The sequence below is a fragment of the Phormidesmis sp. 146-33 genome (genome assembly GCF_052939515.1).
In genome coordinates, this window is sequence record NZ_JBJPHU010000024.1 from 54,842 (window position 1) to 78,599 (window position 23,758).

The window sequence follows — 23,758 nt, forward strand, 5'->3', positions numbered from 1 at the left end:
GTAAGGAGTGAAGAAAAGCCGTCCCGATATTTTTTGTCTTGAGATATTTATGAGATTAGTCTTACCAGATTATGTCCTTGTCTGGGGGATGACCATGAGACAGTTTGGCAAGCATCACGTTTGAGGAAGGCTGCGATCGCCAATCTGCGTGCGATCAATGCAGGTTCTTAAATCTTTTGCCAAAATTTGGACGTTGGGTTCTTGCAAGATTCCCAGGTGGTCGCCGGGAATGTCGTACAGTTCGACTCCATCCAGGGCGATCGCATCCCAGCCAAAGGTCGGGTCGATGGTAATTGATTCAAAGGGGCTGCGCTGCATGGCTCTAAAGAGGGTAACTTTGCCGGAGTAGGGCTGCGGAACATAGTGGTTGCCAACTTGACGACGAAACTGGGAGCGACGATCGCTCGTCTGGGGTAGATAAGACTTGAGCTTAGGTTTGAGCTTGTGAATGAGATAGCTGGGCCCTTTGTTCAATAGTTCAGAAAAGTGGAGGAACGATCGTTGATACCAGGGCAGTCTCAGGGTGTTGTTGGGCACTTGCGTATCTAATAGAGCGAGTAGAGACACTTGTTCTCCTTGGGCTTGTAGCTGTTGGGCCATTTCATAGGCGACAACTCCTCCAAAGGATTCACCCGCCAGCAAGTAGGGGCCCACGGGCTGAATGGTGCGAATCTTTTCTAAGTACAAGCTGGCAATCTGGGGAACATTCTTGAGCGGTGACGCAGTTTCATCGTTTAGTAAAAGATCGACTTCTTCTTGCAGGTAGACTCCGTAAACAGTTTGGTCACCCAGATGACGCGCCAGAGTGTAGTAGAGCAAGATGCCATAGATGCAGAATAGCGGCGGTGTGTTAGCAGTTCCCTGGTGAAGCGGAACAAGCCACTGTGCGGGTGGTGCAAACCCCTGATCGCGGATGAGTTGGCACTGAGTCTCGATCGTCGGAGCCTGTAGAATCGTTGAGAGTGAAAGCTTTTTGTTGAGAACTTCTTCAATTTTTGCAAACAGGCGAACGGCTAACAAAGAATGTCCCCCCAGTTCAAAAAAGTTATCTCGAATCCCGATCGCTCCCACGCCCAACACATCCTCCCAAATCTTAGTAAGCTGAAGTTCCAGGTCGTCTCGCGAGGTGACAAAGGTGGCCTGGAGTTGTTGAGCAAGTTGGCGATCGTTCACGCTGGGTAGTTGGGAGCGATCGAGGGTGCCTCTGTCTGTAAGCGGCAGCGTCGTTAAATACACAAAGGCCGAAGGTAGCCTGTAGGTCGGTAATGTCTGTTTGAGAAAGCGATAAAGTTCGTGGCTAGTGAGTTCTGATACTGAATGAGGCACTACATACGCAACTAAGTGATCGTTTCCAGCCAGATCTTTTTGAGACAAAACTGCGACTTCTTGGACTTGGGGATGAGTGTCGATCGCAGCTTCCACCTCACTCAACTGAACTCGAAAGCCTTGAATTGTAGCCAGTGCTCCTATCTGCTCAAGCGTGCCGTCTGGTAAGTAGCAAGCCAATTCCCCCGTTGGATACAGCGGTTGATTTGTGGATGGATGGATAATTTCCGCCATCGAGTCAGAACAATTAGGCAGCAACCCCGCACTGTAGATCTCACCCGGAACGCCGATCGCAGGGGGTTGTAAATTGGCATCTAGTAGATATAGGGTGGATGCGATCGGGTGTCCAATTGGTGTGGGAATTGTGGATTTTGTAATCGGATGGTGGGCAGCGATCGGCAAAGATTCAGAAGGTTGATAGACGTTGATCAGTTGACAGGTTGGAAAGTTTTGTTGGAGTTTTTGGAGATGGGACGATAAAACATCACCTCCCGTTAACACTTGACGCACGGATGTAAAGGCTTCGATCTGCTGATCAATCAGACGATTTAACAAGCGAGGAGCCAGCCAGAGCGTCGTGATCTGAGACTGCTGAAGGAATTGACCCAATTGGTCTACAAGGTGAGGCGGAGCGATGACAATCTGTGCGCCGTTTAGTAGACTACTCCAGATCTCAAAGGCTGCCATCCCAGAAGTGAGCGGAGCAAATTGTAGGACAACTTCTTGACGACTCAACTCGACGAACGGGTTGGTAGCCGTTTTAACGACCTGTGAATGCGGAATACCAAATCCCTGAAATCGATCGGGGGCAGCATTCGCAATATAGGCAGCGCGATCGCTGGAATATCCCACCAAATTTTCTGGACTATGCTGGCTGAGTTTGTCCCAGTCGTCCAGATAGACGATCGGCGTTTGGTTCGATATCGATCGCTTTGAGTGATCCGCAGGTTTCTTTGTCAACAACAACGATAGTTCTGATTGGCTTTGACGAGGTGCCAGAGGCAAATAAGCGCCCCCTGCTTTGAGAATTGCTAATAGTCCTACAATGGTTTCTAGCGATCGGTCTGAATCAATGCCGACCCGATCGCCTGATTGTAATCCCCAGCTTTGTAGGTAGTGGGCGAGTTGATTGGCGCGATGGTTGAGTTGTCGATAGGTGAGAGTCTGATGCCCAAACGTCACTGCAACGGCATCGGGAGTTCGGTCTACTTGAGCTTGAAAGACTTCATGAATACAGGGAGGTTGAGTGGTTGTGTCAATGGCTACCAAAAACTGCTGTTCTGTTGGAGTCAAAAGCGGCAAGGTTGCAATAGCCTGATCTGGGTTAGCAACAATGCCTTCTAGTAGGATTTGAAACTGGTCGAGCATCCGAGCGATCGTACTTGCGTCAAACAATTCAGCATTGTAGTCAAACACCATGCCAAACCCTTCATCTTGTTCGCGCATGACCAGCATCAAATCGTACTTCGTTTCTCCGTGGTAGATGTAGCCAAACAGAGAGGTCATCGTCAGATCGGGAAGGCTGACAGCAGCCATGCCTCGACCATTTGACCAGGGCGGATTGAGCGTAAACTTCACCTGAAATAGCGGTAATAGACTTTGTTGCTGTAGTTCATCAATGAGTCTTTCAAAGGGTAAGTCCTGATGAGCATAGGCTGCGATCGAGCCGTCACGCACTCGATTCAGAAGTTCTCGAAACGTGGGATTGCCTGCCAGACTGGTTCTTAGAATCAATGTATTTGAGAAGAATCCTATCAATCGCTCTGTTTCAATCTGTCCTCGTCCAGCGCTGGCAAAACTAACTAGCAAATCTTCCTGGTTAGAGTAGCGGTAAAGCAACACTTCAAACGCAGCCAACAGCGTCATAAAGAGAGTGGTTCCTAACCGTTGGCTCAGTGCATTCAACGCCTCATTGAGCGACTTGGGCAGCATTTTGGCACTACGATCGCCGCGCCCCGTTTGAATGGTGAGAGGACGAGGACGATCATAAGGTAGTTGGATCAGCGGTAAGTTGCCTTCTAGCTTGCGCTTCCAGTAGTTAACCTGGGTTTCTAATACGTCCCCTTGTAGCCATTGTCTCTGCCAGTGAGCAAAGTCACCATACTGAATCGGTAGATTTTCTAAAGGAGAAGGGTCACCCACCGAGAACGCTGCATAGAGAGCCGTCAGATCTTGATAAAACACATCCGAAGAAGATCCATCACAAATCATGCAGTGCATATTCCACACCAGCAGATGATCTTGGGCACTCAATCGCAGTAGGAGCAAGCGCAAAATCGGCCCATTCAGCAAGTCAAACGGACGGCGGGCTTCTTCTGTTGCGAGTCGATACGCTTCTGCGTCACGCTGGTCTGACGGAAAGGTTTGGAGATCGACGATCGGCAGATCAATGACAGCATCCGGGCTAATCACTTGAGTCGGTTGTCCGTCTACTTCTGGAAACGTTGTTCTCAGAACTTCATGCCGACGCACGACTTCTTGAAGGCTTCGTTCTAAAACCACAACATCCAGCCGTCCGGTGAAGCGCACCACCACAGGCATGTTATTAGACGAACTATCAGGCTCAAATTGGTGCAAAAACCAGAAGCGCTGTTGGGCAAACGAAAGAGGGCGAGGTTGATCGGGAGCGAGGGGCACGATCGCCGGGAGTTGAGTGTTCGCACTGGCTGCCTGACGCAAAAATTCGATGATTTCAGGCTTGTGTGCTTTCATCTGAGCCAGCAAGTCCGGAGTTAAGACATCTTTGGCGGCCCGATAGCGAAGCCGATCGCCTTCCATCCACAGGTTGACATCGAGGTGACGCAGTTGAGTGAGCAGGCTGTCGAGTGTTCTCATAGCTCTCCTTCCTCATCGTCGGCTGCTGCAATTTGTGTCCCTTGTCTCGCCCACCGCAGGGCTTCTACTCGCTCTGACAAAGCCGCGATCGTCGGCAACTCAAACAAGCTGGGTAAAGGGATTTCGACTTGCAAAACGGGACGCAGCCGCGAAACAATCTGAATGGCTAATAGCGAGTAGCCGCCCAATTCAAAAAAGTTGTCGTGAATGCCAATGCGATCGAGCTTGAGAACTTGCTGCCAAATCTCCGCCATCTGCTGCTCAACCTGCGATCGAGGGGCAATGTATTGTTCTAGAAGCGATCGCGCTGTCGAGTCAATTTGAGGAAGGGACTTGCGATCGATCTTGCCGTTTGGAGTCAGGGGCAGACTTTCTAGCGTCATGAAAGCCGTTGGCAGCATGTGTTCGGGGAGCTTGCCCTTGAGGGACTGTCGCAGGTTGGGAATGAGATCCGCTGACGGGGAACTCACGGGGACAAGATAGCCCACTAGCGTCTTTTCTCCCGAAGCTTCGTTGCGAACTGAGACAACTGCTTCCTGAATGCTGGAATGCTGTAATATGGTGGCTTCAATTTCACCCAACTCGATGCGAAAGCCCCGAACTTTGACTTGTTGATCAATGCGCCGAAGGTATTCAAGATTGCCGTCTGGGAGATAGCGAACGAGATCGCCTGTTCGATACAGTCTGGCTCGTGGATCAGGGCTAAATGGGTCAGGTAAGAAGCGTTCTGCGGTCAAATCAGGACGATCGAGATAGCCTCGAACAACCCCCGCCCCCCCGATGTAAAGCTCACCTGGAACACCAATCGGAACTGGTTGCTGGTAATCATCTAGTAGGTAAAGTTGAGTGTTGGCGATCGGGCGACCAATGAGCGGTTTGGCAGCCTCTTTGATCAGATAGCAAGTAGACCAAATTGTGGTTTCGGTCGGCCCATATAGATTCCAGACTTCCTTAGCGCGACTAACTAGCTCACCTGCCAGATCAGAGGGTAACGCTTCACCCCCACAAAAAATCTTCAGGTTTGGTGTGTTCTTCCAGCCGACGGCTAACAAGAGCCTCCAAGTAGCGGGCGTTGCCTGCATGATGGTTGCGCCTGACTGCTCGATCGCGTTGAGCAAGGCTTCTCCATTCATCGCGACTTGCCGACTCACTAAGCGCAGCGTGGCTCCGATCGTCAGTGGCAACAAAAGTTCTAAAACCGCGATATCAAAGGAAAGCGTCGTCACCGAAAGTAGGATGTCTGTCTGAACAATGCCAGGACGCTGCTGCATGGCTGTCAAAAAGTTGACCACGCCTCGATGCGGCACTTCGACTCCTTTGGGTGTACCTGTCGAACCAGACGTATAAATAACGTAGGCTAAGGAATCAGGTGAACTTGCACAAGTCGGCGGATCAGTCGATTGTTGAGCGATCGCAGCCTCTCGATCCAAATAAACAATCTGAGCTTGAGAAGTCGGTAAATCAACGAGATTGCTCTGGGTGATCAGCAGCGGGACTTGAGAATCCTGCAACATCGATGCCAGTCGCTCTTGAGGATAAGTGGGATCTAACGGAACATACGCGCCACCCGCCTTTAACACGCCCAATAGCGCGATCAGCATTTCTGATGTGCGTTCTAAACTGATGCCAACAAGTGTTTCTAACCCAACGCCCCGTTGTTGTAGATAGTGAGCAAGCTGATTGGCGCGATGGTCTAGTTCTTGATACGTGAGGGAGCGATCGTCTGAGATGAGTGCGATCGCATTAGGAGTCCGGTTAACCTGAGCCTCAAATAGTTGGTGAATGCTTTGGTCTGGAAAGTCAGCCTGAGTTTGATTCCAGTTTTCTAGTAGCTGGCGATCGGTGTCTGGTAATAGCGGAAGATGGCAAATAGGTCGATCGGGATGGGCGACAATGCCCGCTAATAGCGTTTCAAACGCTGCCATGCGCCGACGAATGGTGTCAGCATCAAACAAGTTGCGGTTGTACTGGCATTCTAATGTGAGCGTTCCTTTGAGTTCGGTCGCATTGACAAATAGCTCAAAGTTTTCATAAGCGCGAGGATTAGAGAAGAATTCCACCGCTAACCCATCAAAGGGCAATTGCTCGCCATCCATACCCTGATCAATGTTGAGCAAAACCGGAACAAGCGGAATCCGGCTCGAATCACGGGGAATCTTGAGCTTTTGTACCAGACTGCCGTAAGTGAACTGCTGATGATCGTAGGCATCCAGAATGGTCGATCGCCGCCCTTGTAAGTAGCGACTAAAAGACTGTTGGCTATCAATGTGACCCCGCATTGGCAATAGATTGACACAGTGACCGACGAGGTTATACAGTCCCGTAGCGGCTTGTCCTGCGGCTAACACACCGACTACCACATCAGACTGTCCCGTAAGGCGATGTAACCACACCTCAAACCCTGTCAGCATGGTAGACATAAAGCTACAGCCAAGTTGAGTGCCGAGTTGTTTGAGACCAGACACCACTTGAGGAGAGAGTTGCCAGTCTACTCGATCGGACTCAAATGTTCTCAAAGCGGGACGAGGGCGATCGGTCGGCAGATCCAACACGGGCACTGAGTCAGAGAACTGTTTGAGCCAGTAGTTTTGCGATTCAATCACATCGGGACTGTTCGCTTCTGCCTCTAGCGTCAAGGCGTAGTGGCTCAACGAATCGGCAGGGTCTAAATCAGGGGCAATTCCTTGTTTGAGGGCAGAATACAGCTTACCCAGATCAGGCATCAACACCGCCCAAGACCAACCATCGCAAATAATATGATGAGCCGTGACTAAAATTAAATGTTCCTGCGATTGCAGCTTGAGAATCTGTGCCCGAAACAGGGGCCCGTGTTCTAGATCAAAAGGCTGCTCGACACATTGTTTTTGTAGACTTGCGACCTGACGATCGCGCTCCACTACAGAAAGCCCAGACAAATCAAGATAGGGAATTTCAAGGTTCAGATGATCTGTAAGACATAAATTATTACCATCGGGACTCAACGTGGTTCGTAGTGCTTCGTGACGCTGAGTTAATGCTTGGAGAGCATTCCGAAACGCATCAACATCTAGTTCTCCTAGTAGCCGCAGCGATTGAGACTCATTGTAAGCACAGTTTGCCTCATTCCCCATTCGCACAGATGCCCAAATTTCTCGTTGAGCCTCGGTTGCGGGAGCAGTCAGCAACAGTTCCCCATTTGCAAAGGGGTCAAAATCTACGGCAGTCGGGATAATGTTGGCAGAGGATAGATTCATGGGAGGCAGGTGAACAAAATATGAATAACGAATGGCTCGGACTCTAGCACCCGTTTTTTGAACGTAGTTGCTGAGAGTAGTTGCTGAGAGTAGCTGCTAGAAATAATCAAAACACCTTCAGGACAGACTTTACAGAGGTTGCGATCGGCTTCACTCCTGACACAATTCGATTGATTCCAGAGCGCAGCACTTCGTCTTTGTTGCTTGGCTTTCGCTTGGAGAACAGCCCTAACGTTTGAATTTTGAAGGAGTCCAGTAGCGGAGACTGACCGGGTGGAGTCGGGTTGAGTCCTAATTTACGCAGGTAGTGGTTGACTTGATACACTCTGGCACTAAGGTCGAACGATCGCAGCCCAAAATGCACCCCCATTGCCACGGAGTAATGATCACCATTTTTGTACCAATGTGGCGCACAGACAGGATGATGAACGCCCGTTCCGGGAGCTAATGGGTAAACCTTGGCATGAACTTGGTTGTCTGCGTTGTAGTTGGCGGCTCCCTGATCCCCAATGTAGAAGTTTTCTAGTTCCTGCTCGGTGAGGATGGAGCGATCGCGCTGATCAAATAAATTAGACGCTCGATCGCCTCGAATTTGAAACAAGAAAGTAGACTCGTGATCAATGTGATAGGGCGTGATAGAGTGCGGAGACGCAATAAAAATATAGGCATCTAACCAGGTCATTTCTTGCCGCAAAGGTTCGCCCGTCACCAACTCAAGCTCATCGACCAGTTGGTTTAACAAAGCAGCATATTCGGGGTCGCGTTGCACACTGTAAAGCAGTAACCAGGATTTTGATTGCTCAATGTTGGCGATGTACTCTGGTAGCTGTTCCTGAAACTGCTCTTTGAGGGTAGCATCCATCCATTTAAGGTGAATGGGAACATCGTTAACTTGACAGCGAATTGTTCCTGGCCCATCTTCTATCAAGGTATTGGCCAACTCAACCAGGCGAGGAAGCTCAAAGAGAGGATTACCCACCAGATTGTGAGAAAACATAAACGAGGAGCGATTGAACTGTTCCTTAAAGCTTTGCGCTTGCTGGATGTGAGACTGCGATCGAGTTCGTGATAAGTGAGGTGCTGACATTCAAAAACTCCGGTGGGTAGACGCTGGCTGGCGAAAGTAAAACCCATGATAGGCATCGACAAATCGTTCAGGATGAAAAGGGATTGAGCAAGTACGATCGATTGTCCAGTGATCTACTAACTCATAGTTCAGAGCTTCGATCGACGCTACAAACTGCTCATGATTTTGAATCTTGTAAGGCGTGTAAGATCCCCAAAGATTTTGCACTGTAATGTATGGTTCACCCTGATAAAACGGAACGTGATGCACTATCACATGGCGCGGCTTGGCGGATTGTTGGTTGATTAACTCTGCGAGAGAAGGCTCTAAATATTGCAGCGCTCCACAAGTTAAGAGAATGTCAGCCGCTTTCATGTCTTCAAGGTTGGTCGTGTAAGACAATCCTGGACTATCGATTCGCGCTAATAGTTGATTGCCGACGTTGACCGCTTCGGGGACATCACAAATGATCCACTGCAAGTTTGTGGGATAAGGAATGTACTTGCGGTAAGCATAGTAGCTATATCCCGTACTGCCCCCCAAATCAAAGACGACTGAATTTTCTGCAAACGCCTCTCTCAACCAAACCAGCACCGGATAGTCGATCGCCTTGAATCTACCAATGTCGGCTTCATTAAGATTGTGTTGTAGAGAAGCATTGTGCAAGTCGGTGTGATTGTAGCCAACAGAGATTGTTTTGGGAACGGATTCAGAGGCTTGAGTAAAGGTTGAAAAGATTCCCCGGTAAAGGTTTGGAGTCCGAGGAAACAATCGATGATAAGCGTAGTAGTCTGACAGAATGGGTGTGTGTTCTAACCCCTGTCTGAGTCTACGTTTCAAAAAGTCAATGGGGAATAAAGTACGAGCGGGCTGAATGGCGTTGGCAGACATATCTCCTCGATTTTGCCTCTGGGCTAAAACACGCTAAAAACATGAGCACCCTGTTATGAAATTGCCTTCACCTGTAAATATTTTCCAGGGCGATCGGGGTCAGCAATAAACCAGGCTGGATTACCTTCTGGATCACGACCGAGACGGGCACCGGGCTGAGGGGGCTGATTGCGGCTGACGTTGCCTAGTAGCGTTGGGCTACCAGGATTGGGGAAGAATCCGATCGCTTGCAGTTCGGCAACACTGTCTTTGAAGGCTTGAATTACAAAATCGATGTCTCGATCGGAGTGGGCCAGTGTAAAGAAACAAGGACGATATTCCCAGATATGAACGCCCTTCTCGCGCAGCAAGTAGAACAACAACCCACCATAGGCATAGTCATGGGAATACGTGACGTAAAAGAATGAGCTAAAGTGATTGATCTTAAGGGGGGCCTGGACTCGCTCAAAGTGTTGATTCAGGTGTGTGACACAGCGATCGACTTTCTCAGCCAGGGTGTTTTGTAAGTTGGGGCCGGCTGCTTTTAACCGTTTGAGAACGACTTCGGCTGCTGCCAGGGCGAGCGGATGCCGCACAAAAGTTCCTGCAAAAAAGGTGACTCCGACTTCTGGGAAAGACTCGTCACCAAACTGCCAAAAGCCACCATCTAGCGCATCCAGATATTCTGACTTGCCCGCCACAACCCCGATCGGCAACCCACCCCCAATCACTTTGCCATAGGTTACTAAGTCTGCCTGGATGCCAAAGTAGGCTTGAGCGCCACCCGGATGAACCCGAAACCCAGTCACCACCTCATCGAAAATTAAAGCACTGCCCGATCGCTCAGTCAGTTGACGAATCTCTTGTAAAAAAGCTTTGGGTTGCAACTCAGGGCGACGACTTTGTACAGGCTCAACCATAATGGCGGCTAACTCATCGGCACGATCGCGCAAGATTTCCAGCGATTCAGGTGTGCCATACTCCAAGACTAGAATGTTTTCAAACATAGACGGCATGATGCCCGGAGCGGCAGGCAGCGATCGCAGTTTAGAACCACTCCGCACAATCACTTCGTCAAAAGTGCCATGATAGCCCCCCGCAAAAATCGCGATCGTGCTGCGTCCTGTCACAGTTCTCGCCAATCTCATGGCAGCCATGACCGCTTCAGATCCGGTATTACAAAAGGCAACCCGTTCTACTCCGGTCATCTCGGTGATCATTTGGGCGACTCTGCCTGCTAAGGGCGTTTGAGGGCCAATTTCAACCCCTTTTTCTAACTGTGCTTTGACGGCTTCTGTCACAAAATCAGGCGACCAGCCAAAACAGTTTAGTCCAAAGCCATTGGTCAGATCGACATACTCATTGCCATCGACATCCCAGAGCTTAGAGCCAGCAGATCGCTCGATGACGATCGGGTAGATTATTTCTTTGAGCAATGGTGAAAAGCCAGACACTGTGCGCGGATCAGCGAGATAGCGACGATGTTGTTGAGTTTGCTGTTTGGAGGTTGGGGTGCGTTGAATGTATCGAGCAATCAGGCGATCGAGGTCGGCTTGCTGTTTGGCAGTTAGTGTGGTGCTATTAGACTTCTCGATCTTGGCACCTGGGCCAAAAGACTTTGGTTTCGGTTCATTCAGGGCGGCAGGCGGCGCGATCGTGGGTTCTATCGAAGGTTCTGATGGCGCAGTTTGGGGCACAGATGCACTCGTCTGACTCAACAATTGAAGCTGCTGGGTCATGATTTGTAGCTGTTGGGCAACTAATGCCTCGATCGCGCTGGCTTTCTCAGAACTAATCGAAGTAGAAACTGGTTTGTGACCATTCGATCCATTGGTTGAACTGTTCGTCGATCCATTCGTTGAACCGTTTGTTGAACCGTTGGTAGAGGGGGCGATCGCTGGAGAAGTAACTACCATCGGAGCAGAAAGCACGTCTGCGGGCAGGGAGCGATCCAAAAACTCAGCCAGCGTACTCAGGTTGGAATAGTCCTCCAACAGATTTCGGAAGGTGATTTTGACCTTAAATTGTTTCTTGAGCGCCAACGCAATTTGAGTCAGCGATAGCGAGTCTAAGCCAATTTCTAGAAAGGTCGTCGCCTCATCGACGCTGGTCAGATCCAGTCCAGAGGTCGCTTCGAGAACGTTTTTGAGCAAGGGAATCAAGCGTTGTTTCCGGGAGTCTGTCATAGGGTTGGCAAGTTCTGGATTGGCAAATTTTGAGGGAGAAGTCAGTTTAGATTGAGACGGTGAAACAGTGAGCGAAACAGTGACAGGCTGCAATTCAACCGATGTAGCAGGTAAATCTGGAGAGACAGCCGTAGAAGTTGCAGGCTTCGGATCAATCCAGTAGCGCTGCCGCTCAAATGGATAAGTTGGCAAGGGCAACCGATGGCGATATTCGTCGCTGTAAAAAGCGCTCCAGTCGATCGCCACGCCTGCTAACCACAACTGCCCGATCGCACTCAGCAGACTCGTCCACTCGGCATCGATTTCGCTGGTGTTGCCCAACGATGAAATAGCGATTTGTCGCTTGGGATCTGTTGCTTGTTGTCTTGCCAATGTCGTCGCAGTGGTGCGCGGGCCAACTTCTAACAACACCCGTTCTGGATACTGCCATAGTGTCTGGACTCCTTCTGCAAAGCGCACTGTGGCTCGAAGATGATTTGCCCAATAGAGGGGATCTGTTGCTTGAGCATCTGTGATCCAATCCGCTGTCACAGTAGAAACAAACGGAATCTGAGGCACTGACAAAGGAACTGTGCGGACGACTTCGGCAAAAGGTTCGATAATCGGCTCCATCATCGGGGAATGGAACGCATGAGAGGTGTGTAGCGGTCGGCAGCCAATCCCGTCTGCTTCCAAGGCTGTTTGCAGTGCTGATACGGCTTCTGGTTTACCCGATACGACACATAAAGACGGGCCGTTGATGGCGGCGATCGCCAGATCTTGAGTCAATCGCTTCTCAATCACCTCAGCAGGCAACAGCACAGAAAGCATCGATCCGGGTGGCAGTTCCCACATCAGTCGTCCCCGTGTCGCCACTAGCTTTAGTGCATCTTCTAACGAGAACACCCCCGCCAGACAAGCCGCCACAAACTCACCAATACTGTGCCCAATCAAGCCGACTGGCCGAATCCCCCAACTAAGCCAGAGTTGAGCCAGCGCATATTCAATCACAAACAAAGCAGGCTGCGTGTAAATTGTCTGACGAAGCACGATCGCCGCCTCTTCGCGGTTGCCACTGGGATAAATCACGTCTCGCAAATCTCGACCCAACCAGGGCTGCAAAATCTCAGCACAGCGATCGACCGTCTCCCGAAACATAGATTCTCGCTGATAAAGGCTTAGACCCATGTCGATCGACTGTGACCCCTGCCCCGGAAACATCCAGATCACATCGGGGTTATGAAGCTCAGTCTGTGCCTGAATTGGATTGTTTTCTAGAAGGTGGGTTGCTTCCTCAACATCGCGACAAACCACAAAGCGACGATGATTAAATCCTTTACGTCCGACTTGCAGCGTGTAGGCGGCATCTGCCAGGTTGACTTCAGCGTTCTGTTGCAGATAAGTCTTCAGATTCACCGTTGCCTGCTCTAATGCGGTGCTATTTTTGGCAGACAGTAGCAACAATTGTTGAGGACGAGACGGACTGGACGGCGGCACAACGGGCGCTTCTTCTAGCACAACGTGGGCATTGGTTCCTCCCACCCCAAACGAACTCACCCCCGCTCGACGCGGACTGGCTTGCCATTCAGTCAGTTGAGTATTGACGTAAAACGGACTGTGGTCAAACTCAATCTGAGGATTGGGAGACGCAAAATTAAGGCTGGCTGGAAGCTGTTTGTAATAGAGCGATAAAGCCGTTTTGATCAGTCCCGCTACGCCCGCCGCCGCAACCACATGGCCAATGTTGCTCTTGATCGAGCCGATCGCACAATACTGAATCCCTTCTGATCTGACACCCGGCTGGCTCTGAAAGGCTTGGGTCAGCGCTTCGATCTCGATCGGATCACCCAAAGGAGTCGCTGTGCCATGCGTTTCAACATAGGTAATGGTTTCTGGATCAAATCCGGCTGAAGTGTGAGCCATTGCGATCGCGGCTGCCTGTCCCTGGACACTGGGGGCGGTGAAGCTGACTTTTTTGGCCCCATCATTGTTGAGTCCAACGCCTCTGATCACGGCATAAATGCGATCGCCCGCTTCCAGCGCATCGGTGAGCCGTTTTAGCACCACAATTCCCGCCCCGCTGTTGAATAAAGTACCCTGAGCATTTGCATCAAAAGGGTGACAGCGCCCATCCGGAGAAAGCATCCCGCCTTCTTGATACAGATAGCCCGTGTTTTGCGGAGTCGTAATCGAAACCCCACCCGCCAGCGCCAGGTCACACTGATGCGTTAGCAATCCCTGAAACGCCTGAATGACGGCAACTAAAGAAGTCGAACAAGCCGTATTAACGCCGACACTGGGGCCCGTCAAATTGAGCTTATAAGAGGTGCGAGTCGTGAGAAAGTCCTTTTCGTTGGCCAACATCGTTTGAAAGGCACCCAGGCGATCGATGATTTCTGGACGCTGACAAAGGTGTCGCTCAAAATAGGTGTTTTGCCCGGAGCCTGCATACAGTCCGATTAATCCCTGGTGCTGTGACGTGTAGCCTGCATTCTCTAGCGCCTGATGAGCCAGTTCTAAAAACACGCGCGCCTGGGGATCTAGCACCTCTGCTTCTCGCGGACTGATGCCAAAAAAGGCTGCATCAAAGGTTTCGGCTCCTTCAACAATGCCTCTGGCACGCACATAGTTCGGGTCATCGCGCAGAATCGGATCAACGCTGGGATCAATCTCATTCGCTTCAAAAAACGTGGTTGACTCTACCCCGGCACACAGGTTGCGCCACAAGTCCTCGACACTGTTGGCACCCGGAAATCGACCCACCATGCCGACGATCGCCACCCCTGCTTGCGGTTCCGCGATCGCTGGATGCGGTTGAACGGTCTGAACTGTCGTTTCCTGGTGATCCAAATAGTGAGCGAGAGCACGAATCGTCGGATACTGATAGAGCTTGACGGCTCGAAACTTGGCACTCAACTGCTTTTGAATCTGAGAAGCCAGTTGCAATCCCAAAATCGAGGTGCCACCCAGGTCAAAGAAGTTATCGGCAATTCCCACGCGGTCTAGGTGCAAAATTGCCCCCCAAATGTCTGCCAGTTCTTTCTCGGTCGGCGTATTGGGTGCCACAAAGTCTGAATTGAGGGCGATCGCAGGTTTGGGAAGTGCGTTGCGATCGGCTTTTCCATTGGGCGTTAAAGGCAGGTTGGCGAGGACTACGATCGCACTGGGAACCATGTAAGCCGCCAATCGCTGGCTGAGATAGGCTTGAATCTGACGCGGACTGGGCGACGCTTGATCAGACGCTTGATCAGGGGTGATGTAAGCAACCAGACGGGGATCACCTGGCAGATCTTCTCGAACTATCACAACCGCTTCTCGAACGGCATCATGTTGACTCAGTACTGTTTCAATTTCGCTCAACTCGATCCGATAGCCGCGAATCTTGACTTGACTATCTTTTCGCCCAATAAATTCTACGTTGCCATCGGGCAGATAGCGCACCCAATCGCCTGTTTTGTAAAGTCGAGTCTCAGGGTCAAACGGGTTAGAGATAAAGCGTTCTTGCGTCAAATCGGGACGACCTAGATACTCACGGGCCAGCCCATCGCCACCAATATAGAGTTCTCCAGGAACCCCGATCGCGACAGGCTGAAGGTGCTGATCCAGAATGTAAATCTGGGTGTTGGCGATCGGTCTTCCAATAGGAATCGTAGTCACCTCGTGCTCCAAGAGCGCTGGAATGTGATAGCAGCAGGTAAATGTAGTGCCTTCGGTCGGGCCATATCCATTAATAAGCTGAGTATAGGGCAACCGTTGTTGAGCCTGTCGAATATGAAAGACAGACAGCGCCTCGCCCCCCGTCAATAGCTCTTTGACTCCGCTGAGAGCCTCTGGATGGTTGGTGACAATGGTGTTAAACAAAGCCGCCGTTAGCCATAAAGTTGTGACCTGGTAGCGATGCAAAATGGTGCCTAAATCCTGGGGATCGGGGAGACCATTTTCGGGAAACAACACACAGCGTCCCCCGTGCAGCAAAGATCCCCAAATCTCAAACGTGGCAGCATCAAACGAAATCGGGGCAAGCTGCAATAGGGTTTGATGGGCATCCAGACGCGCATAGTGGGTGCCCAACACCAATCGCAAAACCCCCCGATGAGGAATCGTCACACCCTTGGGGCGACCTGTCGAACCCGATGTGTAGTTGAGATAAGCCAGATTGTCAGCATTCAGAGAGCAACCCGGCGCGACTGAATGAGAAGGAGCCTCTGATCCCCAGTCAGCATCTAGACAAACCAATTGCGCTTGATGCGTCGGGAGGGGATCGACCAGATGCGATTGCGTCAAAAGAACAGGCACCTGGGCATCGTCCAACATGAAGGCGAGTCGCTCCTGGGGATAAGCGGGATCAAGCGGAACGTAAACGCCACCAGCTTTAAGAATGCCTAGCATCGCGACGATCGTTTCCACCGATCGCTCCATCACGATCGCCACAAAGGTTTCGGCTCTGACTCCCAGATCTTGAAGACGGTGAGCTAGATAATTGGCGCGATCGTTGAGTTGTCGGTAGGTCAGTTGCTTTTCAGGATGAGCGTTGAAGGCGGGAAAAATGAGCGCGATCGCATCGGGAGTTTGCTCGACCTGTGCCTCAAAAACTTGATGAATGCATTGATTAGGATAGTCTGCCTGAGTATGATTCCACTCGACTAAAAGCTGGTGGCGCTCGGCAGGCGTTAGATAGGGAATATCTTGGAGCCGTCTGTCTTGGAGCCGTTGGAGGTTGGTCGCCATTCCAGTGAGAAGGGTTTGCAGGTGCCCCAATAGGCGAGTCATACTGTCTTCATCAAAGCGGTGGCGATCGTATCGAAGGCGTAAGCTCAGAGTCGAAATGTCTGCAAACAGAATGAGCGGACAGATTATTTCAGGCGGGTCGAGGTCGATCGAACCATCAGACAACACCAGTAGGCTCTCAAATAGTGAGGTATCCGTTGAAACTTGTACTTCAAACTGCTTGTTCTGAGTATTGTTTTGAGTCTGTGAAGTAGCCTGCTGTGTTTGAAGTTGCGTAAGCCAGGGCAACAAAGCAGCTTGAGGAGGAACTTCGACAGCGACCCAATCAGCAGGTCGATCAGAGACTATTTGAGAAGTCGGTAGAGTCTTAACCCTGAAGGCTACTTTTGCTTGACCACTATATCGACTCAACAGGAATGCCCAACTTCCCCGGATCAGGGTGCTAGTACTCAAATTGTTTCGAGGTTGAGGTTCAAAAGCAGAGGTACAAATCGCGACTTGTCGATACTCTGGAGCTTCTTTCAAACTCTTTTTCTCGATTGGGAGAGGCGTAAAGACAGGTGATTTTGTTTGTAAATTTTGGACTGCTGGCGATCGCTTTAACAGACTCTTTTCTATCGGATCACCTATGTGACCTGAGCCGTCCTCGTTCTTTGTTTCCATATCAGATTGCTCTTAAAAGTTTAAGTCTAAATAAAGATTTGAAGTTCAAGATTGTGCTTCATCTTTTAAATCGAATCTGTTTAAAGGACATGATTTTCCTCCTCAGTTGTGAGCAAGAAAAAACGCTTAAACCCGCTGAAAAACTGTTGCTCAAGCAAAACTTGCAGAACAGTCTCGATCGGCTCAGTTAAGAAAAAAGTCTCATGCAGGTAACTGCTGAACCCTAGCCCTTCAACCTTAAAGGTAAAAAAAGTTTACACAAGGTTACTGATTTTGCTAAGAGTAGAAACCCCAGAAGAACCTTAGTCCAGACCTTTTGAAAAGTCATTGAAACCATTTTACTTTCTTCAAGAGATAGGCGTTACTTCTTAGGAATAATATCAATGTTGGCTCTAAATTACAGTGGACAATTAAAAGCTTCATAAAATCTTTAACCGCTACATTTTGTTTCCTCAGTGAGTCTCTGCACTTCTCTTACCGAAGGATAGGTGGTGATTTTTTTGACTAAGCTAGTGCGGTTGACTTCCACAATTTTCAAGGTTCTATTGATGAGAAAGACCCGCAAATATTAAGAATTAAAAAATATACTTGCCTTGTTTCAAGATGGACTGCTTGGAGTCAAAAAAGTATCGGATTCTCAAAGTCCCCCAGAATGGGGGATTTAGGGGGCGAAGGATCTGTAGCATTAACAAATTGATTTGGTATAAGCGAAATAACTAGTACTTACAAACAGTTAAAACGCAATTTATTGAGATTGACCTAACCCGATCGTCCTTAGTTTTGTCACCCAAATAAGACAGATTCTTAACAGTCTGTTGGAAGTGGTCTTTGTTGAAAATCAGCGAGTAAGTGTTCTTAATATACTCAAAGAACCAACGGCTAACGGAAACAATCAACCGTTGCAATCAAGACCCTGCCATCCCAATCTGCGACTCAAACGAAGAGAGTTATCAAATTCACCCCAGAAAAGGGGCGCTGCATAAAGTAAGGTGCTGTGACGTGAAAGACGCTGAACCCAAATTAAAGAAGATTGATGAGCATTAAAATCCGTCCGATCGCCATCGGCATTTCATTTGTGACTGGACTTGCTTTAAACAGTGCACTCGTTGCAACCGTCTCTGCTCAACAAGTAAGCGGCGAGTCTTACAGTAAGTCTAGCGTTTGTAAAAATCAGCCTGGCGGCGAACCGTTTGCCAGAACTGAACTGTTTTTTGGTTTATCAAAACCTGACAACTCGCAGGTGACCAATGAAGAGTTTCAGAGCTTTGTGAGCAGAGTTGTTACGCCGCGTTTTCCAGATGGATTGACGCTGGTGACAGCCAGGGGACAATTTAGAAATGCAAGTGGACAGATCATCCAGGAGCGATCGCGCCTTTTGATTTTGCTTTACCCGTTCGAGCGCGACAGTTCTCAAAAGGTTGAACAAATTCGCGAAGCTTACAAGCGTGCTTTTCAACAAGAGTCTGTGCTGCGAGTTGATGAGCAGTCCTGCGTTTCGTTTTGATGGTACTAAACTCTGCTAAATCTTTTTGTAGGCTCTGTTGAGCTATCGAGAAACGTGCTGATCTCAAATGGGGGGGTGCGTTTTGTGAGGCTCAACACAGCTTTGAAGGATTGTCTTGCGGGTGACGGGTTTTATGGATTGTTGCCGAGAGAGGCGGCGATCGCTTTAAAGTTCTCTAGTCCGGCGGCCAGGTTTTCGACGATTTCGGCGGCTAATAGGTCTGGGTCGGGAAGGTTGTCTAAGTCGGTCAGGCTGTCGTCTTTGAGCCAGAAGATATCGAGGCTGGTTTTGTCTCTGGCGATCAGGTCGTCGTAGCCAAATTTGCGCCAGCGTCCGTCGGGGGTGTCTTCTGACCAGGTGGGGGTGCGATCGTGTCGATTTTGGGGATTGTAGCAGGTGATAAAGTCTTGCAGGTCGCGCTTTTGAAGCGGATTTTTTTTGAGGGTAAAGTGGATGTTGGTGCGAAAGTCGTAGTACCACACTGCTTTTGTCCAGGGGTCTTTGGCGGCGGGTTTGTTGTCAAAAAAGAGGACGTTGGCTTTTACGCCTTGTTTGTAGAAGACTCCGGTGGGCAGGCGCAGAATGGTGTGGAGGTCTGTTTTTTCGAGGAGTTTTTTGCGGACTTTTTCTCCGGCTCCGCCTTCAAAGAGGACGTTATCAGGGAGGACGACGGCGGCTTTTCCGGTGGTTTTTAGCAGGGTGCGAATGTGCTGGACAAAGTTAAGCTGCTTGTTGGAGGTAGTCGCGTCAAAGTCTTGACGATTGTAGGTGAGGTCTTCGTCTTCTTGTTCGCCTTCGTGGTTGGTGAAGGTCATGCTGCTTTTTTTGCCGAAGGGCGGATTGGCCAGCACGTAATCGACGTTGATGGGGCTAGAGGCGATGAGCGCGTCTTGGGAGGAGATCCGAGATTCTCCGGTGATGTCGCCGATGTTATGTAAAAACAGGTTCATCAGGGCGAGGCGGCGGGTGCTTTGGACGATTTCGTTGCCGCTGAAGGTGTGGTCTTTGAGGAAGCGGGTCTGGTCGCGATCGAGTTGATAGTGTTTGGTCAAGAAGTCGTGGGCGGCGAGGAAAAAGCCTCCTGTTCCGCAGGCGGGGTCGGCGATCGTTTTAAGAGGTTCGGGGCGGATGCATTCGACCATGGCCCAAATTAGGGTACGCGGGGTGAAATATTGTCCGGCTCCGCTTTTGGTGTCTTCGGCGTTTTTCTCCAGGAGGCCTTCGTAGATTTCGCCTTTGACATCAACGCCCATTCGCACCCAGTTTTCTTTGTCGATCATGTCGATGATCTTGAAGAGTTTGGCGGGGTCTTGAATTTTGTTTTGGGCTTTGGTGAAGATTTGACCGAGGGTGCCTTTTTCTCGGCTGAGTTCTTGGAGCAGTTTGATGTAGTAGAGTTCTAGTTCTGCGCCTCGTTTGGTGGTGAGGCTGTCCCAGTTGTATTGGGTGGGAATTCCGGTATTGCGGTGGTAGGGGGGTTTGCTGTATTCGTCTGCCATTTTGAGGAATAGCAGGTAGGTGAGTTGTTCGAGGTAGTCGCCGTAGCCTACGCCATCGTCGCGCAGCGTGTTGCAAAAGCTCCAGACTTTAGAAACGATCGATTGGGTGGTCATAGGTTGAGTGGCTATTTTGAAGTAATGCGAATGGATTGGGGCGATCGAGCCTAGCAGAAATTTCTAGGGTGTCGTTTCTTTGCTGGTTTATATCCCTTCTATTTTTAACTGTTTTGTCTGTTTGGGTTGTTTTGGGTGTTGACGTTCTGCACGAATGCGCTCTAGCAGTTTGTCGGCTGGCTCGTCGTTTGGGTCTTGGGGGACGAGTTTGCCTTCAAAGGCTTGTTTTAGAATGCTTTGGCGCAGGGCTTCGGCTTTTTGAAGGTTTTCGTTAATTGTGGCTTCGAGAGCGTCACAGATTGAGAGCCGCGATTCGATCTCTTCAACGATTTTTTCTTGTTCTTCTTGATCACAAATTGGAATCTCAATATCGCGACAAATTTCAAGTGTTAAGTTGAACTGTCCCGCTGTCGCCTTCGCCCTTCTAGACATCCTTTGTACAGTCAGATGTGAGAGAAGATAATACAGCAAGTATTTATTTGAAAGCATATCAATCGTCCGATAGCGCACAATGGCTTGATTAATATTCCATTTGTCGAACGTATTTGGAACAAGAGAAACTTTTCCCAAAGGTGGTCCAACAATATTCATCAACACATCACTAGGTTTAACCTTTGATCGATTAAGAAATCCATTATGCGTTTCGTGACTGACGAAAGTAGGGTTAATTGTAAAATCAAGCGAACCATAATCAGTTAAGTTGTAAACCTTGATAAATGGCACGTCACCAAGACTACTAAAAAGCTCATGCTTTGATGGCGTTGTGCCTTTTGTAATGAAATCAGAGACATATTCAGCACGTACATAGCACCATTCATCGGGCAATTTCGGTAGTTCAGCTAATTCGGCTTCGGCGATCGACGTTAATTCTTTAGGTTTTGACGGTTTAGCGGGTTTCTTGGTGGTTTTGTCGTCGATCGCTTCCCATTCCCTCACCTTCTCTTCCCACTCGGACAACTGTTGCTGATAGCGATTTTCTCGCTCTACCTTGATTTGAGCTAACAACACCTCGCCTGATTTGAGGTCTGATTTCTGCAAGTTAGCGTGTCGCCATTGCTCAGTCAGCTTCCCTTCAAACGCCCACTTCAGCACCGCCTGTCGATAAATCTTTAGCTGCTTCTGCACTGTTTTTAGACTTTCAATTCCTTGATCTAAGTCAGAGAATAACTCTTCTATCTTCTCTACAATGCGCTCCTGCTCAAGTGTTGGACATAATGGAAATGCTTGACTAAAAACATCCCTATCACGTACAGCAGGATAACTCGTTCCTCTCTGTAATTCATTTAGAGATTCAATGAATTGATGAGAAAGAGTGTAATAGAAAGCGTACTTTGAGATTACGCTCTTTACGGTTCTAATGACGCAGAAGCCAGTTGATGCAATTTGATTGTCAAGCTCTTGTGAAACTAAAGCAATATTTTTTAGATAAGTTCTAACCGTAGAGAAGACGATATCTTTTGCCTTGACTATTTGTCTCGCTCTAGAAGGAGCATCCTTACCAAGATAGTTTTTAGGAGAAATTATTTTACTGGTTACATTATCGATCGAGGAGATATCTATATATTGAAATTTCTCATCTGGTTCTAATTCTGGTTTTTTGGTCTCAACAGCTTGACAAATTTCTCCTAAATTTACCCAGCACCACCCATTCGGTAATTCTCTGATCTCTCCGTTCCCTTCCGTCATTCGTCACCCTTCATCTCTGTCTGTATTTCCTGCATCCGGTTTGCTAACTGCTGATCCAAGGTTAATAGTTCTAGATCTAAGCATTTAGCAGTCGCGGCGATAATAGCATCTGGAGTTTTTAAGCGATAGTTTTGTCGAAGCGCGATCGCACAATCTTCGATCTCTTTGGTCAAAGCAACATAATACATCTGTGTTAACGTGCGCTCAATGCCGTTTATCTCTTCTGATGTAATCCCTGGAAATCCGAGCAATTCAATTCGAGTGATAAAACTATAGGCACAAGTCTTAGTCTCGATCGCACGATCGCTCACGACTTTAATCACGGCTTCCTGTTGCTTCATCAAACCAATCACGTAGTTTGTATCAAGAAGAAACCTAACTCCATTCATCACGCATTCTTCTCTGAAGTTCTACCGGATCTTCGTTAAAATTTGGCGAGTTCTTCAGAATCCCAGCATAATCTGATAAAAGTCTGCCTGATTGGGTATCGTTCTTAAAATCCGTATCCTGCGTCACCTGAGAAGCTTCACCCTTTTGCCGCAAAGTCTCAACAAACGTCAGCACCTCATTTGCTTCCGCTTCTGGCATCTCTTTCACCAGTTCATAAATTTTCTCGGCTGCGTTCATCTGTTTCGCCCCCTCCCTACTCATCTCCCTTGAAGACTATCCGTCGAGATCCTCGATCGCATTCAGAATTTCTAGCAAAATTGGATCAATTTCCCGTAAAACCGAATCAGATTTTAATACAGGAATCAAGAGAACGCGACACTTCTCTTTTATTTAGAAAGTAATTCCTCTAAAACAGTTCGTTAATCCTACTACTCTACTCATGTCGCTTAAAGATCAGTCGGCGCGATCGCAATATAATCAGCTTGACCCGCGATCGTTAAGCATTACAGTGTAGCAATCAGAGCATCGTACACTTTACGCGAAGACAGCTTACTCCAACTCAGCCAAAATACGCGACTTCTACAAAGAGCCTCTGGTTCTTAACAATTTGTTACAAATCTGCTTTTCCCTACACATAGTGTTGACTCAAACGTGAGAAGTTTAGAAATCGATCTCCGTTCTCTACATCTAGCGAGTCTCCCTTACACATGCACCAAAGCTAGTCAGCACACACTTTTCATCGCATTCCACCAATGGCAAAATAGAGTATACAAACAAATGTACTACTTTGTACTCGCTAAAGGAGGCGGTCATGCTTAGCTGCCATGATGTAGCGAACTACTTTTTATCTCTAACTGATGAAGACGCAGGCGATCTAATTTCTAATTTAAAACTTCAAAAACTAGTTCACTATGCCCAAGGCTTCCATCTTGCACTCTACGATAAACCACTCTTTGATGAAGCGATCGAAGCTTGGACTCATGGGCCCGTAGTGCCTGAGCTATATCATGCTTACAAAGATTTTGGGGCAAATGCCATTCCTCGTCCAAATGATGTAGATTTTAGTATCTATGATCAGCAGACACGAGAACTGCTCGATGAGGTTTATCAAGTATACGGGCAGTTTTCAGCTTGGAAACTCCGAAATATGACCCACGACGAACCGCCTTGGAGAAACGCATTCAATAACGGCGGCATAATTACTCAAAATTCCCTGAAAGAATTCTTCAAAACACAGTTAATCGATAGCAAAGATTTTTAGTGGCTCCAAAACGAATTGATGCCAAAAAGGAGAAAGGGAAAAGAATTGCTTCTCCATCTCAAACCCGGAATCTCTCTCCAGAACAGCAAAAGCCAATTTTTTGCTTACAATATCTTCGACAAGATTTCTGTCTATCAGACTGCACTAAAGACGAAAAAGCAGCATTTGCTGATACTTTGCACAAACTAAGCCAAATTACCTGGAATGAAATAATTTCATCGCCCAGGCATGGTGTCGGCTACGAATATATCAGCAGAAATGCAATTCGATCTGGCGTTCCTTCTCATCTCAAAGATGATGTCAGATTTCTTGCCTTCCGATTCTCTGGAAAAAAGCCAATGGTCGGTTATCGAGACGAAAACATCTGGGTCTACCGGAAGCTATATGCTAATGTGTTGTAAAATACTTTTTGTCACTT

At 48.7% G+C, this 23,758-nt stretch carries 12 protein-coding genes; 3 read left to right on the forward strand and 9 right to left on the reverse strand.

The window, feature by feature from the left end; all coding sequences use genetic code 11:
* Positions 1-114: 114 nt before the first annotated feature.
* The 5 genes from ACJ2PR_RS12250 to ACJ2PR_RS12270 form a co-directional block, all read right to left on the reverse strand.
* Positions 115-4,161 carry a condensation domain-containing protein gene (locus tag ACJ2PR_RS12250; RefSeq protein ID WP_446877192.1) on the reverse strand — a complete coding sequence of 1,349 codons (4,047 nt, stop codon included), beginning with the start codon at positions 4,159-4,161 and terminating at the stop codon, positions 115-117.
* Positions 4,158-7,394: a non-ribosomal peptide synthetase gene (locus tag ACJ2PR_RS12255; RefSeq protein ID WP_446877193.1), complete on the reverse strand. Its 3,237-nt coding sequence runs from the start codon at positions 7,392-7,394 to the stop codon at positions 4,158-4,160. Before ACJ2PR_RS12255 ends, ACJ2PR_RS12250 begins: the two co-directional genes overlap by 4 nt.
* A 106-nt stretch (positions 7,395-7,500) precedes the next feature.
* On the reverse strand, positions 7,501-8,481 hold the full coding sequence (locus ACJ2PR_RS12260; RefSeq protein ID WP_446877194.1) for a hypothetical protein: 981 nt from the start codon (positions 8,479-8,481) through the stop codon (positions 7,501-7,503).
* Positions 8,482-9,351: a TIGR04325 family methyltransferase gene (locus ACJ2PR_RS12265; RefSeq protein WP_446877195.1), complete on the reverse strand. Its 870-nt coding sequence runs from the start codon at positions 9,349-9,351 to the stop codon at positions 8,482-8,484.
* Positions 9,352-9,404: 53 nt separating this feature from the next.
* Positions 9,405-16,886 (reverse strand): amino acid adenylation domain-containing protein, encoded by a 7,482-nt coding sequence (locus ACJ2PR_RS12270; protein WP_446877196.1) that lies wholly within the window; start codon positions 16,884-16,886, stop codon positions 9,405-9,407.
* Positions 16,887-17,919: 1,033 nt separating this feature from the next.
* On the opposite strand from ACJ2PR_RS12270, the gene ACJ2PR_RS12275 reads away from it, so the two are divergent.
* Entirely contained in the window at positions 17,920-18,390 is a 471-nt protein-coding gene (locus tag ACJ2PR_RS12275) for a DUF3574 domain-containing protein (RefSeq protein WP_446877197.1), read from the forward strand.
* A 131-nt stretch (positions 18,391-18,521) separates the two neighbouring features.
* Here ACJ2PR_RS12275 and ACJ2PR_RS12280 read toward each other — a convergent pair whose 3' ends face one another.
* The 4 genes from ACJ2PR_RS12280 to ACJ2PR_RS12295 form a co-directional block, all read right to left on the reverse strand.
* The gene (locus ACJ2PR_RS12280; RefSeq protein WP_446877198.1) at positions 18,522-20,003 is read right to left on the reverse strand and encodes an N-6 DNA methylase; all 1,482 of its coding nucleotides are present in this window, start codon (positions 20,001-20,003) and stop codon (positions 18,522-18,524) included.
* An 87-nt stretch (positions 20,004-20,090) separates the two neighbouring features.
* Entirely contained in the window at positions 20,091-21,689 is a 1,599-nt protein-coding gene (locus ACJ2PR_RS12285) for a restriction endonuclease subunit S (RefSeq protein WP_446877199.1), read from the reverse strand.
* Positions 21,686-22,078, reverse strand: coding sequence for a type II toxin-antitoxin system VapC family toxin (locus tag ACJ2PR_RS12290; RefSeq protein ID WP_446877200.1), 393 nt, complete (start codon positions 22,076-22,078; stop codon positions 21,686-21,688). Before ACJ2PR_RS12290 ends, ACJ2PR_RS12285 begins: the two co-directional genes overlap by 4 nt.
* Positions 22,065-22,316, reverse strand: a complete 252-nt coding sequence (locus ACJ2PR_RS12295) for a DUF2281 domain-containing protein (RefSeq protein WP_446877201.1) — start codon at positions 22,314-22,316, stop codon at positions 22,065-22,067. The genes ACJ2PR_RS12290 and ACJ2PR_RS12295 overlap by 14 nt, the downstream gene beginning before the upstream one ends.
* Before the next feature lie 574 nt (positions 22,317-22,890).
* On the opposite strand from ACJ2PR_RS12295, the gene ACJ2PR_RS12300 reads away from it, so the two are divergent.
* Both ACJ2PR_RS12300 and ACJ2PR_RS12305 read left to right on the forward strand, forming a co-directional pair.
* Complete coding sequence (locus ACJ2PR_RS12300) at positions 22,891-23,340, forward strand: Panacea domain-containing protein (RefSeq protein ID WP_446877202.1); 450 nt, start codon at positions 22,891-22,893, stop codon at positions 23,338-23,340.
* Entirely contained in the window at positions 23,340-23,741 is a 402-nt protein-coding gene (locus ACJ2PR_RS12305) for a hypothetical protein (RefSeq protein ID WP_446877203.1), read from the forward strand. Before ACJ2PR_RS12300 ends, ACJ2PR_RS12305 begins: the two co-directional genes overlap by 1 nt.
* The last annotated feature ends 17 nt before the right edge of the window (positions 23,742-23,758 follow it).